Raw genomic sequence first — 17,236 nt, forward strand, 5'->3', positions numbered from 1 at the left:
TGACCCCTGCTCGGAAATGTCCGTTTACGGATATTTCTGGTGGGGTCATTGGAGTGCACGCGTACCAGCCGTTCTGCAGCACCGGTCCTCGGAAGGACGCATCTTGGCAGCTTCCCGCCCTGCGAAGACCAGTCGTACGTCGAGCGCATTCGCTCCCCGCCGAGTTTCATTCGGCAGGATCACCGAACACCTCGAGGTCCCCAACCTCCTTGCCATCCAGAACGAGTCCTTCGACTGGCTCGTCGGCAACGAGGCTTGGCAGGGCCGGTCGGCGGACGACCCGCACGCACGCTCGGGTCTCGCGGAGATCCTTGAAGAGATCAGTCCCATTGAGGACTTCTCCGGCACCATGTCACTTTCCTTCTCGGCGCCGCGCTTCGACGAGGTCAAGGCCTCGATCGAGGAGTGCAAGGAGAAGGACCTGACCTACTGCGCTCCGCTCTTCGTGACCGCGGAGTTCACCAACAACACCACTGGCGAGATCAAGAGCCAGACGGTGTTCATGGGTGACTTCCCGATGATGACGCCCAAGGGCACCTTCGTCATCAACGGCACCGAGCGCGTCGTGGTCAGCCAGCTCGTCCGGTCCCCGGGCGTCTACTTCGACAAGCAGCCGGACAAGACCTCCGACCGCGACCTCTCCAGCGTCAAGGTCATCCCGAGTCGGGGTGCCTGGCTGGAGTTCGACATCGACAAGCGCGACACGGTCGGCGTTCGCATCGACCGCAAGCGTCGGCAGGCCGTCACGGTCCTGCTCAAGGCCATCGGATGGTCGGCCGAGCGGATCCGTGAGCGGTTCGGTTGGTCCGAGCTGATGATGACCACGCTCGAGAAGGACCACATCGCCGGCGCCGACGAGGCGCTGCTCGACATCTACCGCAAGCTGCGCCCTGGCGAGCCGCCGACGCGCGAGAACGCCCAGACCCTGCTCGACAACCTCTTCTTCAACCCGAAGAGGTACGACGTCGCCAAGGTCGGGCGTTACAAGTTCAACAAGAAGCTCGAAGTCGAGGTGCCGATCACCACCGGCACGCTGACCGAGGACGACATCGTCGCCACCGTGGAGTACCTGTGCCGGCTGCACGCCGGTGAGGACGGCTACGAGGCCGACGACATCGACCACTTCGGCAACCGTCGTCTGCGCACCGTGGGCGAGCTGATCCAGAACCAGGTTCGGGTCGGCCTCTCCCGCATGGAGCGGGTCGTCCGCGAGCGGATGACCACGCAGGACGTCGAGGCGATCACCCCGCAGACCCTGATCAACATCCGCCCGGTGGTGGCGGCGATCAAGGAGTTCTTCGGTACGTCGCAGCTGTCCCAGTTCATGGACCAGACCAACCCGCTGGCGGGCCTGACCCACCGGCGTCGGCTGAGCGCGCTCGGCCCGGGTGGTCTGTCCCGGGAGCGGGCCGGCTTCGAGGTCCGCGACGTGCACCCGTCCCACTACGGCCGGATGTGCCCGATCGAGACGCCGGAAGGCCCGAACATCGGCCTGATCGGCGCGCTGTCCACCTTCGCCCGGGTCAACCCGTTCGGCTTCATCGAGACGCCGTACCGGAAGGTCATCGACGGCCGGGTCACCGACCAGATCGACTACCTGACCGCGGACGAGGAGGACCGGTTCGTCAAGGCCCAGGCCAACGCGCGGCTGAAGGCGGACGGCACGTTCGCCGAGGACCGGGTGCTCTGCCGTCGTAAGGGCGGCGAGACCGAGGACGTCATCCCCGGCGCCGTCGACTACATGGACGTCTCGCCCCGGCAGATGACCTCGGTCGCGACCGCCATGATCCCGTTCCTCGAGCACGACGACGCCAACCGGGCACTGATGGGCGCGAACATGCAGCGCCAGGCGGTGCCGCTGGTCAAGGCCGAGGCGCCGCTCGTGGGTACGGGCATGGAGTACCGGGCCGCGGTCGACGCTGGCGACGTGGTGGTCGCCGAGGTCGGCGGTGTGGTCGAGGATCTCTGCGCCGACTACGTCACCATCCACCAGGATGACGGTCACCGCCGGACGTACCTGCTGCACAAGTTCCGCCGCTCCAACGCCGGCTCCTGCGTCAACCAGAAGCCGGTGGTCTTCGAGGGCGACCGCGTCGAGGCCGGTCAGGTCATCGCCGACGGTCCGTGCACCGACGAGGGCGAGATGGCGCTCGGACGCAACCTGCTGGTGGCGTTCATGTGCTGGGAGGGCCACAACTACGAGGACGCGATCATCCTGTCGCAGCGCCTCGTGCAGCAGGACGTGCTCACCTCGATCCACATCGAGGAGCACGAGGTCGACGCCCGGGACACCAAGCTCGGTCCGGAGGAGATCACCCGCGACATCCCGAACGTCAGCGAGGAAATGCTCGCTGACCTCGACGAGCGCGGCATCATCCGGATCGGCGCCGAGGTCGTCCCCGGCGACATCCTGGTCGGCAAGGTCACGCCCAAGGGTGAGACCGAGCTGACCCCGGAGGAGCGGCTGCTCCGCGCGATCTTCGGTGAGAAGGCGCGTGAGGTTCGGGACACCTCGCTGAAGGTGCCGCACGGCGAGACCGGCACGGTCATCGGTGTGCGCACGTTCTCCCGTGAGGACGGCGACGAGTTGCCGCCGGGTGTGAACGAGCTGGTCCGGGTCTACGTCGCCCAGAAGCGCAAGATCCAGGACGGCGACAAGCTCGCCGGCCGGCACGGCAACAAGGGTGTCATCTCGAAGATCCTGCCGATCGAGGACATGCCGTTCCTTGAGGACGGCACCCCGGTCGACATCGTGCTCAACCCGCTCGGCGTGCCGAGCCGGATGAACATCGGCCAGGTGCTGGAGACCCACCTCGGTTGGGTCGCCAAGACCGGGTGGAAGGTCGATGGTGACGACGCCGAATGGAAGCGTCAGCTCCGCTCGATCGACGCACACGAGTCCGAGGGTGACACCAACGTGGCCACCCCGGTCTTCGACGGTGCCCGCGAGGAGGAGATCTCCGGTCTGCTCGAGTCGACCCTGCCCAACCGGGACGGCAAGCAGCTGATCGGGCGTACCGGCAAGGCGCAGCTGTTCGACGGTCGTTCCGGCGAGCCGCTGCCGGACCCGATCGCGGTCGGCTACGTCTACATCCTGAAGCTCAACCACCTGGTCGACGACAAGATCCACGCTCGTTCGACCGGTCCGTACTCGATGATCACGCAGCAGCCGCTGGGTGGTAAGGCGCAGTTCGGTGGTCAGCGCTTCGGTGAGATGGAGTGCTGGGCGATGCAGGCGTACGGCGCTGCCTACGCCCTGCAGGAGCTGCTCACGATCAAGTCCGACGACGTGCTCGGCCGGGTGAAGGTCTACGAGGCCATCGTCAAGGGCGAGAACATCCCGGAGCCGGGCATCCCGGAGTCGTTCAAGGTGCTGCTCAAGGAGCTGCAGTCGCTGTGCCTCAACGTTGAGGTGCTCTCCAGCGACGGTGTGGCCCTGGAAATGCGCGAGACCGACGACGAGGTGTTCCGGGCCGCCGAGGAGCTGGGCATCGACCTGTCCCGGCGCGAGCCGAGCTCGGTCGAAGAGGTCTGAGGTGAGCGGTCGGGGGCCGGCGAGCCGGCCCCCGACCCCACCCGAGAATTAGCAGTACAGACGACGACATAGGGGACAGAGTGCTCGACGTCAACTTCTTCGACGAGCTGCGCATTGGTCTCGCCACCGCTGACGACATCCGTCAGTGGTCGCACGGCGAGGTCAAGAAGCCTGAGACGATCAACTACCGCACCCTGAAGCCGGAGAAGGACGGGCTCTTCTGCGAGAAGATCTTCGGTCCGCAGCGGGACTGGGAGTGCTACTGCGGTAAGTACAAGCGCGTCCGGTTCAAGGGCATCATCTGTGAGCGCTGCGGCGTCGAGGTGACTCGCTCCAAGGTCCGTCGTGAGCGGATGGGGCACATCGAGCTCGCCGCTCCGGTGACCCACATCTGGTACTTCAAGGGCGTTCCGAGTCGGCTGGGCTACCTGCTGGACCTCGCTCCCAAGGATCTCGAGAAGATCATTTACTTCGCCTCGTACGTCGTGACGAGCGTGGACGCCGAGTCGCGTCACCGTGACCTCTCGACGATCGAGAACGAGATCCTGGCCGAGAAGCGGCAGTCCGAGAACAGCCGCGACTCGGAGATCGAGAAGCGGGCCGCCAAGCTCGAGGCCGACCTGGCCGAGCTGGAGGCCGAGGGTGCCAAGGCGGACGTTCGGCGCAAGGTCAAGGAGGGCGGAGAGCGCGAGATGCGCCAGATCCGCGACCGGGCCCAGCGCGAGATCGACCGCCTGGACGAGGTGCTGGACACCTTCCGCAAGCTGGAGCCGAAGCAGCTGGTCACCGACGAGCTGCTCTACCGCGAGCTGCGCGACCGGTTCGGTGAGTACTTCACCGGTTCCATGGGCGCGGAGGCGATCAAGGCGCTGGTCCAGAACATGGACCTCGACGCCGAGGCCGAGAGCCTGCGGGAGACCATCCGGTCCGGCAAGGGTCAGCGGAAGATCCGGGCGCTCAAGCGGCTCAAGGTCGTGGCGGCGTTCCTGAACACCCGCAACTCGCCGCTCGGCATGGTGCTGGACTGCGTGCCGGTCATCCCGCCGGACCTGCGCCCGATGGTGCAGCTCGACGGTGGCCGCTTCGCGACCTCCGACCTGAACGACCTGTACCGCCGCGTGATCAACCGGAACAACCGCCTCAAGCGACTGATCGACCTCGGCGCACCCGAGATCATCGTCAACAACGAGAAGCGGATGCTCCAGGAGGCCGTCGACGCGCTGTTCGACAACGGCCGTCGCGGCCGGCCGGTCACCGGTCCGGGTAACCGCCCGCTCAAGTCGCTGTCCGACATGCTCAAGGGCAAGCAGGGCCGGTTCCGCCAGAACCTGCTGGGCAAGCGCGTCGACTACTCCGGCCGTTCGGTCATCGTGGTCGGCCCGAAGCTCAAGCTGCACCAGTGTGGTCTGCCCAAGCAGATGGCGCTGGAGCTGTTCAAGCCGTTCGTGATGAAGCGGCTGGTCGACCTCAACCACGCGCAGAACATCAAGTCCGCCAAGCGGATGGTCGAGCGTCAGCGCCCGGTCGTGTGGGACGTGCTGGAAGAGGTCATCGGCGAGCACCCGGTGCTGCTCAACCGGGCGCCGACCCTGCACCGGCTGGGCATCCAGGCCTTCGAGCCGCAGCTGGTCGAGGGCAAGGCGATCCAGATCCACCCGCTGGTCTGCACCGCGTTCAACGCCGACTTCGACGGTGACCAGATGGCGGTGCACGTGCCGCTGTCCGCCGAGGCCCAGGCCGAGGCGCGGATCCTGATGCTGTCGTCGAACAACATCCTCAAGCCGGCCGACGGCAAGCCGGTCACCATGCCCACGCAGGACATGGTCATCGGCCTCTACCACCTCACCCACCTCACCGACGGTGAGAGGGGCGAGGGCCGGGCGTTCAGCTCGGACGCCGAGGCGCGGATGGCGTTCGACAACGGCGAGCTGCACCTGCAGGCGCCGGTGAAGATCCGCCTGCGTGGCGTGACCGAGGTCGACAATGGCGCCGGTGCCGAGAAGTGGACCGCCCCGGAGGGCTGGGTCGAGGGTGACCCGCTGACCGTGGAGACCACCCTGGGTCGGGTGCTGTTCAACGAGACGCTGCCGCAGGGCTACCGCTTCGTGAACTACGAAATCCGCAAGGGTCAGCTCTCCGCGATCGTCAACGACCTCGCCGAGCGCTTCCCCAAGGTGGCGCTGGCCGCCACCCTGGACGGGCTCAAGGAGGCCGGTTTCCACTGGGCCACCTGGTCCGGCGTGACGATCGGCATGGAGGACGTCATCGCTCCGCCGCGTAAGGCGGAGATCCTGGCGAAGTACGAGAAGGAAGCCGACCGGATCGACAAGCAGTACCAGCGTGGTCTGATGACCGCCGAGGAGCGTCGCGGCGAACTCATCGAGATCTGGACCAAGGCGACCAACGAGGTCGCCAAGGAGATGGACACCGCGCTGCCGCAGGAGAACCCACTGTGGAAGATGATCAATTCGGGTGCCCGCGGTAACCTGCTCCAGCTCCGGCAGATCGCGGCGATCCGTGGTCTGGTGGCCAACCCGAAGGGCGAGATCATCCCGCGGCCGATCAAGGCCAGCTACCGGGAGGGTCTGTCCGTGCTGGAGTACTTCATCTCCACGCACGGTGCCCGTAAGGGTCTCGCGGACACCGCCCTGCGGACCGCCGACTCGGGTTACCTGACCCGTCGTCTGGTGGACGTCTCCCAGGACGTGATCATCCGCGAGGAGGACTGCGGCACCGACCGGGCGATCCCGATGCAGATCGGCGAGAAGCTGGACGGCAAGCTCGTCGTCCACACCCACGCCGAGACCAGCGTGCACGCCCGGACCCTGGCCGACGACATCAAGGGGCCGGACGGCACCGTGGTGGCCGAGCGCGGCCAGGACATCAACTCCATCGGGGTCGACAAGATCGTCGCCGCTGGCGTGGAGACGGTCCGGGTGCGCAGCGTGCTCACCTGCGAGTCGAAGCTGGGCGTCTGCGCGGCCTGCTACGGCCGTTCGCTGCCGACCGGCAAGTCGGTCGACATCGGCGAGGCTGTCGGCATCATCGCCGCCCAGTCCATCGGTGAGCCGGGCACGCAGCTGACGATGCGTACCTTCCACACCGGTGGTGTCGCGGGTGAGGACATCACCCAGGGTCTGCCGCGTGTCCAGGAAATCTTCGAGGCTCGGGTCCCGAAGGGTAAGGCGCCCATCGCCGACACCCCTGGCCGGATCCGGATCGAGGACGGCGAGCGCTCGCGGAAGATCATCGTGGTGCCGGACGACGGCAGCGAAGAGATCGTGTACGACAAGATCTCGAAGCGGGTCAAGCTCCGTACCCACGACGGCGGTCACGTCGAGGTCGGCGAGAAGCTCACCGAGGGCACCATCGACCCGCACGAGCTGCTGCGCATCCTCGGTCCGCGTGCGGTCCAGGTCCACCTGACCCAGGAGGTCCAGGAGGTCTACCGCTCGCAGGGCGTGCTCATCCACGACAAGCACATCGAGATCATCATCCGCCAGATGCTCAAGCGGGTGACGGTCATCGACTCCGGCTCGACCGAGTTCCTGCCGGGTGTGCTCGTCGACCGGGCGCTGTTCGAGTCGGAGAACCGCCGACTCGTGTCGGAGGGTGGCGAGCCCGCCGCCGGCCGTCCGGTGCTGATGGGTATCACCAAGGCCTCGCTGGCCACCGACTCCTGGCTCTCCGCGGCCTCCTTCCAGGAGACCACCCGGGTGCTGACCGACGCTGCGATCAACTCGCGCAGCGACTCGCTGGTCGGCCTCAAGGAGAACGTGATCATCGGTAAGCTCATCCCGGCCGGTACGGGCATCAGCAAGTACCGCAACGTCCGGGTCGAGCCGACCGAGGAGGCCAAGGCCAAGGTCTACTCGATGACCGGTTACCCGGAGACCGACTACGGGTTCGGGCCGGCCAGCGGGCAGGCTGTGCCGCTGGACGACTTCGACTTCGGGTCGTACCGCTAAGCACCGACACCGACGAGGCCCCCGGCACCTGCCGGGGGCCTCGTCGTGTCCGGTCCGACCCGCCCGTCGACCGGGTTGGGCATGATGGAGGCATGACGACCGCACCCGGACAGGTGTCCGTCGCGTCTCAGGGCCTGCGCCACCCGCTGGATCCGGACCCGGCCCGTGCCACGAAGGCGCGGGCAGTGTTCGCGCTGGGGCTGCTCGGCATGCTGACCGGGCTGTTCATCGGCGGGGTGGTGCCGGCGACGGTGGCGCTGCAACTGGCCCGGCAGGCCCGCCGGGAGGCGTACGCCTCGGGGGGTTTCCTGACCGGCGGCGTCTGGCTTCGGCGGGGGGAGCGGTTGGCCTGGACCGGCCTGGTGCTGGTCGCGGTCAGCGTGGTCGTCGCCGGGGTGATCGGGGTGGTTCGGCTGGCTGGCACGCCGTTCGGCCACGACTACCCGGCGAACATGGACTGACCGTTGCACCGGCCACGCCCAGCGCGAACGGCGCCGCTTCCGGCGGTAGCCTGGCCGGTGTCCGCCGCGCGGCGATTGGCGGCCCTGTCGACAGGAGGACCTCGTGACGGAACCGGCGCGGCCCCCGGCGGATGAGCCGGCGGGGCATCCTGACGCGCCGGCCGCGAGCCCGGCCCCCTCCGGACCGCACGACCGGGCACAACCCGATCAGGACGGGCAGCCCGCCCCACCCGCCGACGTCCCCGATCCGGGTACGCCGCCGTCGGGCTGGGGTGCGCCGCCCGCGCCCGCGTGGGGTCGGCCCACGGCCGATTGGGGTGGGGTCTTTCCGCCCGGGCACGGCCAGCCCCATCCCGCTTCCGGGGCGCCGCTCCCGCCCGGCTGGGGTCAGCCGCCGGCGGGGCCTGGTGCGCCGACGGGCTGGGGTCAGCCGTCTGGGCCTGGTGCGCCCGGGGGGTGGGGCCATCCGGCACCGGGCCAGTCGTCCGGGTGGGGTGTGGCTCCAGCCCGACCGGTGCCGCCGCCCACCGACGACCAGCGGCGGCCGCCGAAGCGGGTGGAGGCGGTGCCCGGCACGCCGTTCGGCGTGGTGCACCTGGATGTGCCGCCGGTCACCTCCGGACTGGCGACCGGGGCGCTGGTGGCGGGCATCGCGTCGATCCTGGTCTCGCTCCTGGTGATCTGCTTCGGGGTGGCGTTCGGCAACGACGGTGGCGTCTGGGCCTCCGGGGCCTTCACCGTGCTGGGGGTGCTGGCGGGGGTGGCGGCGATCGTCACCGGTCTGCTCGCCCGGCGGCAGATCGGCCGGCCGGCCGCGCCGTCGGCGGTACGGTTCACCGGGCGCGGGCTGGCGGTGGCGGGCATCAGCTGCGGCGCGGCGGGTGCGCTGCTCAGCCTGCTGGGTCTGGGTCTGGCGTTGCTGATCACCCTGACGTAGGCCGGGCACCGGTCTGCGGTGCCTGACCGGGGGCGACGGGTGGCCCGGCGGGGAAGCCGGTACACTTGTGTCTGTAGGTGCCCATCGCGGGCGACGAGGCGGGACGAGATCCGGCCGGCGAGTGTGAGACAGTCGCCGACCCATTCCGTTTTGACCTGGGCGGCTGTGGTAGGTACTCTTTCCCCTTGTGCCCGGGCGTGCCCGGGCAACTCGTGCGTGCGCTGGATCCGGATTCCGGACGGTCGCACGACAAACCAGAGATCCGGGGCGGGGCGATCCGCGTGCCGGTGACAGAAACCACCCGGTACGCCTGCGAAAGCGTCCGCACCGGGACCGTGAGTGGGGCGACACGCCCGACCGCGGGTGCCGGGGCCACCGCAAGGTGACCCTGGTCGGAATGTAGGAGAGCCGGTCATCAGGCCGGCTAACGAGCAGACGGCGCGGTCGCGTGCAGCGGCCGAAGGGAGCGGAGAAACCCGGTGCCCACCATCCAGCAGCTGGTCCGAAAGGGCCGTCAGGCCAAGACGACCAAGTCCAAGACCCCGGCGCTCAAGGGGTCCCCCCAGCGGCGCGGCGTGTGCACCCGCGTGTACACCACCACTCCGAAGAAGCCGAACTCCGCGCTGCGCAAGGTCGCTCGTGTGAAGCTCAGCAGCCAGATCGAGGTGACCGCCTACATCCCGGGCGTCGGTCACAACCTGCAGGAGCACTCGATCGTGCTCGTTCGCGGCGGCCGGGTGAAGGACCTCCCCGGCGTGCGTTACAAGATCGTCCGCGGCTCGCTGGACACCCAGGGTGTCCGCAACCGCAAGCAGGCGCGCAGCCGTTACGGCGCGAAGAAGGAGAAGAGCTGACATGCCGCGTAAGGGACCCGCTCCGCGGCGGCCGCTGGTCGCTGACCCGGTGTACAACTCGCCGCTGGTCACCCAGTTGGTGAACAAGATCCTGCTCCGCGGCAAGCGTCAGCTCGCCGAGTCGATCGTGTACGCGGCCCTCGAGGGCTGCCGCGAGAAGTCCGGCACCGACCCGGTCGTCACCCTCAAGCGGGCGATGGACAACGTCAAGCCGACCCTCGAGGTGCGTAGCCGTCGTGTCGGTGGCGCCACCTACCAGGTTCCGGTCGAGGTTCGCCCCACCCGGGCGACCACCCTGGGTCTGCGCTGGCTGGTCACCTACTCCCGCGCCCGGCGCGAGAAGACCATGGTCGAGCGGCTGATGAACGAGCTGCTCGACGCGAGCAATGGCCTCGGTGCCGCCGTCAAGCGACGCGAGGACACGCACAAGATGGCCGAGTCCAACAAGGCCTTCGCGCACTACCGCTGGTAACACCCTGGTTCCGGCGCCGACCGGCGCCGGAACCGCCACCAGTTGTGTCGAGACGACGATAAGTAGGGATTGAAGTGGCCGCCGCAGACGCGCTCGCCAACGTACGCAACATCGGCATCATGGCGCACATCGATGCCGGTAAGACCACCACCACCGAGCGGATCCTGTTCTACACCGGCATCACGTACAAGATTGGCGAAACCCACGAGGGTGGCGCCGTCATGGACTGGATGGAACAGGAGCAGGAGCGTGGTATCACCATCACCTCCGCTGCTACCAAGTGCGAGTGGAAGGGCCACACGATCCAGATCATCGACACGCCCGGCCACGTCGACTTCACGGTCGAGGTCGAGCGGTCGCTGCGGGTCCTGGACGGTGCGGTCGCTGTCTACGACGGTGTCGCCGGGGTGGAGCCGCAGACGGAGAACGTCTGGCGGCAGGCCGACAAGTACAACGTCCCGCGGATGTGCTTCGTCAACAAGCTCGACCGGACCGGGGCCGACTTCTTCCGCTGCGTGCAGATGATGATCGACCGGCTCAACGCCACCCCGCTGGTGCTCCAGATCCCGATCGGGCTCGAGGGCGACCACATCGGCGTCGTCGACCTGATCGGCATGCGCGCGCTCACCTGGCGTGGGGAGACCCAGAAGGGTGACGACTACGCGATCGAGGAGATCCCGGCCGACCTGGCCGACTCCGCGGCCGAGTGGCGCGAGAAGTTGATGGAGACCCTGGCCGACGTCGACGACTCGGTGATGGAGAAGTACCTGGAAGGCGAGGAGGTCTCCGTCGAGGAGATCAAGGCGGCCATCCGGCGTGCCACCATCGGCGGCAAGGCCAACCCGGTGCTGTGCGGCTCGGCGTTCAAGAACAAGGGCGTTCAGCCCATGCTCGACGCCGTGGTCGACTTCCTGCCGTCGCCGCTGGACGTTCCGGCCATCGAGGGTACGGCCACCGACGGCGAGACCCCGCTGATTCGGAAGCCGTCCAAGTCGGAGCCGTTCTCCGGGCTGGCCTTCAAGATCCAGACGGACAAGCACCTCGGCAAGCTCACCTACGTCCGGGTCTACTCCGGTCTGCTCGAATCCGGCTCCCAGGTGGTCAACTCCACCAAGGACCGCAAGGAGCGGATCGGCAAGATCTACCAGATGCACGCCAACAAGCGGGAAGAGCGTCCGTCGGCGCAGGCCGGCGACATCATCGCGGTGCAGGGTCTCAAGCAGACCACCACCGGCGACACGCTCTCCGACCCGGCGAACCCGGTGATCCTGGAGTCGATGACCTTCCCGGAGCCGGTCATCTCGGTGGCGATCGAGCCGAAGACCAAGTCTGACCAGGAGAAGCTCGGCACCGCGATCCAGCGGCTGGCCGAGGAGGACCCGACCTTCCGCGTCCGTCTGGACGAGGAGACCGGTCAGACGGTCATCTCCGGCATGGGTGAGCTGCACCTGGACATCCTGGTCGACCGGATGCGCCGCGAGTTCAACGTCGAGGCCAACGTCGGCAAGCCCCAGGTGGCATACCGCGAGACCATTCGCCGCAAGGTGGACAAGGTCGAGTACACCCACAAGAAGCAGACCGGTGGTTCCGGCCAGTACGCCCGCGTGATCGTGAGCGTCGAGCCGCTGCCGCTGGACAACGACTCGCCGACCTACGAGTTCGCCAACGCCGTCAGCGGCGGCCGGATCCCCCGGGAGTTCATCCCGTCGGTGGACGCCGGTGCGCAGGATGCGCTGCAGTACGGCATCCTCGCGGGCTTCCCGCTGGTCGGTGTGAAGCTGACCCTGCTGGACGGCCAGTACCACGAGGTCGACTCGTCGGAAATGGCATTCAAGATCGCCGGCTCGATGGTGATGAAGGACGCGGCCCGCAAGGCCGATCCCGCACTGCTCGAGCCGATGATGGCCGTTGAAGTCACCACTCCTGAGGAGAACATGGGTGACGTCATCGGTGACCTCAACTCCCGCCGCGGCATCATCCAGGCGATGGAGGAGCGCAGCGGCGCCCGCATCGTCCGGGCTCTGGTGCCGTTGTCGGAGATGTTCGGCTACGTCGGCGACCTGCGGTCGAAGACCCAGGGCCGGGCTAGCTACAGCATGCAGTTCGACTCCTACGCCGAGGTTCCGCAGAGCGTCGCGAAGGAGATCATCGCCAAGGCAACGGGCGAGTAAAGCCCTGAGCAGGTGATTCGTGGTTGGTCGCGGGATGGTTCACCCACCCGCGACCACCACGATCGGATCGCGTGAGACCGGGCCTGTAGGCTTCATCGCCGCAGAACCCACAATGGCTCTCCGGCCGTCAGGCCGGAAAGGCTGTCGACAGAGTCCTAAGCGCCGACCGGCGCGCCGGGCGTACGAACCAAGAAGTCCACAGGAGGACACCAGTGGCGAAGGCTAAGTTCGAGCGGACTAAGCCGCACGTCAACATCGGCACCATTGGTCACATCGACCACGGTAAGACGACGCTGACGGCGGCCATCACCAAGGTCCTGCACGACGAGTACCCGGACCTGAACCCGTACACGCCGTTCGACGAGATCGACAAGGCGCCGGAGGAGAAGGCCCGCGGCATCACGATCTCGATCTCGCACGTCGAGTACCAGACCGAGGCGCGGCACTACGCGCACGTCGACTGCCCCGGCCACGCCGACTACATCAAGAACATGATCACCGGTGCCGCGCAGATGGACGGCGCGATCCTGGTGGTCGCGGCGACCGACGGCCCGATGCCGCAGACCCGCGAGCACGTGCTGCTGGCCCGTCAGGTCGGTGTGCCGTACATCGTCGTGGCGCTCAACAAGAGCGACATGGTCGACGACGAGGAGCTCCTGGAGCTCGTCGAGCTCGAGGTCCGTGAGCTGCTCTCCTCGCAGGAGTACCCGGGTGACGACCTGCCGGTCGTCCGGGTCTCGGCGCTGAAGGCCCTCGAGGGCGACCCCGAGTGGGCCGGCAAGCTCATGGAGCTGATGACCGCGGTCGACACCGCGATTCCGCAGCCGGAGCGCGAGACCGAGAAGCCGTTCCTCATGCCCATCGAGGACGTCTTCACGATCACCGGTCGTGGCACCGTCGTCACCGGTCGCGCCGAGCGTGGCGTGCTCAAGCCGAACGAGGAGGTGGAGCTCGTCGGTATCCGCGAGAAGTCGCAGAAGACGGTCTGCACCGGCATCGAGATGTTCCGCAAGCTGCTCGACGAGGCCCGCGCGGGCGAGAACGTCGGTCTGCTGCTGCGTGGCATCAAGCGCGAGGACGTCGAGCGCGGCATGGTGGTCGTCAAGCCGGGCACCACGACCCCGCACACGGAGTTCGAGGCGACGGTCTACATCCTCTCCAAGGAGGAGGGCGGCCGGCACACCCCGTTCTTCCAGAACTACCGTCCGCAGTTCTACTTCCGGACCACGGACGTCACCGGTGTCGTCACCCTCCCCGAGGGCACCGAGATGGTCATGCCGGGTGACAACACCACCATGTCGGTGAAGCTGATCCAGCCCATCGCCATGGAGGACAACCTCAAGTTCGCGATCCGCGAGGGTGGCCGCACCGTCGGCGCCGGGTTCGTCACCAAGATCATCAAGTGAGCTAGGTAACCCCGATTAGACCCGCCGCCGGTCGTGCGGCATACTAGTCAGGTTGCGTAACGACGGTTCGTCGCCTGTGTTCGGCTTTCGCTGAACCTCCGGGTGGCGAGACAGTCGAGCGTGGGGTGGTTGGCGGCCCAGTCGCCAACCACCCTCGCACGGCGTTCAGGTCGCGGTAATGCGATCGGCGCCTTGACCCACCGCGCGGTCAGCACCACTCCGGAACCACGGGGCGGAGCCCGGCCCGAGGGCGCGACACGCCCGACCGCGGGGGTCGGCGAAGTGGGCCTGTGCCAGCCGGTACAGGCGCCCGCAACACAGCGGCATCGAGAGAAGGAACAGAAGCCACCATGGCGGGACAGAAGATCCGCATCCGGCTCAAGGCCTATGACCACGAGGTCGTCGACTCCTCGGCTCGGAAGATCGTCGAGACGGTGACGCGCACCGGGGCGCAGGTCGCGGGCCCGGTGCCGCTGCCCACGGAGATCAACCGTTTCTGCGTTATCCGCTCGCCGCACAAGTACAAGGACTCGCGCGAGCACTTCGAGATGCGCACGCACAAGCGGCTGATCGACATCATCGACCCGACCCCGAAGACGGTCGACTCGCTCATGCGCCTCGACCTGCCGGCTGGCGTCGACATCGAGATCAAGCTGTAGGGACCGGACAAATGGACAGGCAAGTCAAGGGGATCCTGGGCGCCAAGCTCGGCATGACCCAGGTCTGGGACAACAACCGTGTTGTTCCCGTGACCGTGGTCGAGGCCGGCCCGTGCGTCATCAGCCAGGTTCGTAGCGCCGAGAAGGACGGTTACTCCGCGGTCCAGTTGGCGTACGGCACGATCGACCCGCGCAAGGTCAAGAAGCCGATCAGCGGGCACTACGCGAAGGCGGACGTGGCGCCGCGCCGGCACATCGTCGAGCTGCGCACCACGGACGCCGGGGAGTACTCGCTGGGCCAGGAGGTCACGGTCGAGGAGTTCCCGGCAGGCGTCACGATCGACGTCACCGGCAAGACCAAGGGCAAGGGCTACGCCGGCCCGATGAAGCGGCACGGCTTCCACGGTCTGCGCGCCAGCCACGGTGTCGAGCGCAAGCACCGCTCGCCCGGTTCCATCGGCGCCTGCGCCACTCCGGGTCGTGTCTTCAAGGGCACCCGGATGGCCGGCCGCATGGGTGGCGTGCGCTACACCGTGCAGAACCTCACCGTCCAGGCGGTCGACACCGAGAACAACCTGCTGCTCGTCCGGGGTGCCATTCCTGGTCCCAAGGGCGCGCTGGTTCTGGTCCGTACCGCGGCCAAGAGCAAGGTGAAGAAGGGCGGTGCGGCCAAGTGACCACCGTTGACGTGCGCACCGTCGAAGGCAGCACCAGCGGCTCCGTCGAGCTGCCGGCTGACATCTTCGACGTGCAGGCCAACGTCGCGCTGATGCACCAGGTCGTGGTGGCCCAGCTCGCGGCGGCCCGACAGGGCACGCACAAGGCCAAGACCCGCGGCGAGGTCGCCGGTGGCGGCAAGAAGCCGTACAAGCAGAAGGGCACCGGTCGCGCCCGGCAGGGCTCGATCCGCGCGCCGCAGTTCGCCGGCGGTGGCGTGGTGCACGGTCCCGTGCCGCGCGACTACAGCCAGCGGACCCCGAAGAAGATGAAGGCCGCCGCGCTCCGCGGTGCCCTCTCGGACCGGGCCCGCGCCGGGCAGGTGCACGTCGTCGAGGCGTTCGTCTCGGGCGAGAAGCCGTCGACCAAGGCCGCACTGGCCACGCTGACCAAGCTCACCGAGGCCCGTCGGGTTCTCGTCGTGCTGAGCAGCACCGACGAGCTGAACTGGGTGTCGCTGCGCAACGAGCCGCGGGTGCACCTGATCGAGTCCGGCCAGCTGAACACGTACGACGTGCTGGTGGCCGACGACGTGGTCTTCACCAAGGACGCCCTGGACGAGTTCCTGGGCGTGCCCGCCGAGACCACCGAGGAGGGTGGCAAGTGAGCACGATCGCCGACCCGCGCGACATCATCGTGGCGCCGGTCGTCTCGGAGAAGAGCTACAGCGAGCTGAACCGGAACTGGTACACCTTCCTGGTGCACCCGGACGCGAACAAGACCGAGATCAAGATCGCTATCCAGCAGATCTTCGACGTCCGCGTCCTGACGGTCAACACGCTCAACCGCCAGGGCAAGCGCAAGCGCACCAAGACCGGCTTCGGTCAGCGCAAGGCGACCAAGCGGGCGATCGTGAAGCTGGCTGACGGTGACCGTATCGAGGCCTTCGGCGGCCCGGTCAGCTGAGGGGTGTAGACAATGGCTATCCGTAAGTACAAGCCGACGACGCCGGGCCGACGTGGCTCCAGCGTCGCCGACTTCGCCGAGATCACCCGGTCCACGCCGGAGAAGTCGCTGCTGGCTCCGCTGCCGAAGAAGGGCGGGCGTAACGCCCACGGCCGGATCACCACGCGGCACCACGGTGGCGGTCACAAGCGCCAGTACCGTCTGATCGACTTCAAGCGGGTCGACAAGGACGGCGTGCCGGCGAAGGTCGCTCACATCGAGTACGACCCGAACCGCACGGCGCGCATCGCGCTGCTGCACTACGCCGACGGCGAGAAGCGGTACATCATCGCGCCGAAGGACATGAAGCAGGGCGACCGCGTCGAGTCCGGTCCGGGCGCCGACATCAAGCCGGGTAACAACCTGCCGCTGCGCAACATCCCGGTCGGTACCACGATCCACAACGTGGAGCTGCGTCCGGGCGGCGGGGCCAAGCTGGCCCGTTCCGCCGGCGTCGGCATCCAGCTGCTCGGCCGTGAGGGCGCGTACGCGACCCTGCGTATGCCGTCCGGCGAGATCCGGCGGGTGGACGTGCGCTGCCGCGCGAGCGTCGGCGAGATCGGCAACGCCGACCAGTCGAACATCAACTGGGGTAAGGCCGGCCGTATGCGGTGGAAGGGCAAGCGCCCGACCGTCCGTGGTGTCGCCATGAACCCGGTCGACCACCCGCACGGTGGTGGTGAGGGTAAGACCTCCGGTGGTCGCCACCCGGTCAACCCGCAGGGTAAGCCCGAGGGCCGCACCCGCCGTAAGGGCCAGCCGAGCGACAAGCTGATCGTCCGCCGCCGCTACGCCACGCGTAAGCGCGGCTGAGGGAGATAAGACATGCCTCGCAGCCTCAAGAAGGGCCCGTTCGTAGACGACCACCTGCTCAAGAAGGTGGAAGTGCAGAACGACAAGGGCTCGAAGAACGTGATCAAGACCTGGTCGCGGCGCTCGACGATCATCCCGGAGATGCTCGGGCACACGATCGCGGTGCACGACGGACGCAAGCACGTCCCGGTGTTCGTGACCGAGGCGATGGTCGGGCACAAGCTCGGCGAGTTCGCGCTGACCCGCACGTTCAAGGGTCACGAGAAGGACGACCGGAAGAGCCGTCGGCGCTGACGCC

14 protein-coding genes are annotated in these 17,236 nt (G+C 67.6%); all 14 read left to right on the forward strand.

Annotated features, from left to right (window positions below; all coding sequences use genetic code 11):
* The first annotated feature begins 103 nt into the window (after positions 1-103).
* The 14 genes from OG505_RS30665 to rpsS all read left to right on the forward strand — a co-directional run bounded on the left by OG505_RS30665 (position 104) and on the right by rpsS (position 17,232).
* Positions 104-3,535, forward strand: coding sequence for a DNA-directed RNA polymerase subunit beta (locus OG505_RS30665; RefSeq protein WP_405429472.1), 3,432 nt, complete (start codon positions 104-106; stop codon positions 3,533-3,535).
* An 80-nt stretch (positions 3,536-3,615) separates the two neighbouring features.
* Positions 3,616-7,503, forward strand: coding sequence for a DNA-directed RNA polymerase subunit beta' (locus OG505_RS30670; protein WP_405429473.1), 3,888 nt, complete (start codon positions 3,616-3,618; stop codon positions 7,501-7,503).
* Positions 7,504-7,595: 92 nt separating this feature from the next.
* Positions 7,596-7,964 (forward strand): hypothetical protein, encoded by a 369-nt coding sequence (locus OG505_RS30675; protein ID WP_405429474.1) that lies wholly within the window; start codon positions 7,596-7,598, stop codon positions 7,962-7,964.
* Between the two features lie 556 nt (positions 7,965-8,520).
* Positions 8,521-8,901 (forward strand): hypothetical protein, encoded by a 381-nt coding sequence (locus OG505_RS30680; protein WP_405434822.1) that lies wholly within the window; start codon positions 8,521-8,523, stop codon positions 8,899-8,901.
* Between the two features lie 479 nt (positions 8,902-9,380).
* Positions 9,381-9,755 carry a 30S ribosomal protein S12 gene (rpsL, locus tag OG505_RS30685; RefSeq protein WP_393521886.1) on the forward strand — a complete coding sequence of 125 codons (375 nt, stop codon included), beginning with the start codon at positions 9,381-9,383 and terminating at the stop codon, positions 9,753-9,755.
* A gap of 1 nt (position 9,756) precedes the next feature.
* Complete coding sequence (gene rpsG / locus OG505_RS30690; protein ID WP_007465317.1) at positions 9,757-10,227, forward strand: 30S ribosomal protein S7; 471 nt, start codon at positions 9,757-9,759, stop codon at positions 10,225-10,227.
* 74 nt (positions 10,228-10,301) lie between these two features.
* Complete coding sequence (fusA, locus tag OG505_RS30695) at positions 10,302-12,398, forward strand: elongation factor G (protein WP_405429475.1); 2,097 nt, start codon at positions 10,302-10,304, stop codon at positions 12,396-12,398.
* A gap of 212 nt (positions 12,399-12,610) precedes the next feature.
* Positions 12,611-13,804 (forward strand): elongation factor Tu, encoded by a 1,194-nt coding sequence (tuf, locus tag OG505_RS30700; RefSeq protein ID WP_405429476.1) that lies wholly within the window; start codon positions 12,611-12,613, stop codon positions 13,802-13,804.
* Positions 13,805-14,154: 350 nt separating this feature from the next.
* Positions 14,155-14,463: a 30S ribosomal protein S10 gene (gene rpsJ / locus OG505_RS30705; RefSeq protein ID WP_007073037.1), complete on the forward strand. Its 309-nt coding sequence runs from the start codon at positions 14,155-14,157 to the stop codon at positions 14,461-14,463.
* A gap of 11 nt (positions 14,464-14,474) precedes the next feature.
* Entirely contained in the window at positions 14,475-15,140 is a 666-nt protein-coding gene (gene rplC / locus OG505_RS30710) for a 50S ribosomal protein L3 (protein ID WP_030329888.1), read from the forward strand.
* A complete protein-coding gene (gene rplD / locus OG505_RS30715) occupies positions 15,137-15,787 on the forward strand; it encodes a 50S ribosomal protein L4 (protein ID WP_234583436.1) in 651 nt (216 codons plus the stop codon). The genes rplC and rplD overlap by 4 nt, the downstream gene beginning before the upstream one ends.
* A complete protein-coding gene (gene rplW, locus OG505_RS30720) occupies positions 15,784-16,086 on the forward strand; it encodes a 50S ribosomal protein L23 (RefSeq protein ID WP_088998352.1) in 303 nt (100 codons plus the stop codon). The genes rplD and rplW overlap by 4 nt, the downstream gene beginning before the upstream one ends.
* Before the next feature lie 12 nt (positions 16,087-16,098).
* Positions 16,099-16,938: a 50S ribosomal protein L2 gene (rplB, locus tag OG505_RS30725; protein ID WP_007465301.1), complete on the forward strand. Its 840-nt coding sequence runs from the start codon at positions 16,099-16,101 to the stop codon at positions 16,936-16,938.
* A gap of 12 nt (positions 16,939-16,950) precedes the next feature.
* Positions 16,951-17,232, forward strand: coding sequence for a 30S ribosomal protein S19 (gene rpsS, locus OG505_RS30730; RefSeq protein WP_007465299.1), 282 nt, complete (start codon positions 16,951-16,953; stop codon positions 17,230-17,232).
* The last annotated feature ends 4 nt before the right edge of the window (positions 17,233-17,236 follow it).

This window comes from Micromonospora sp. NBC_00617 (genome assembly GCF_045161355.1).
GTDB lineage: Bacteria > Actinomycetota > Actinomycetes > Mycobacteriales > Micromonosporaceae > Micromonospora.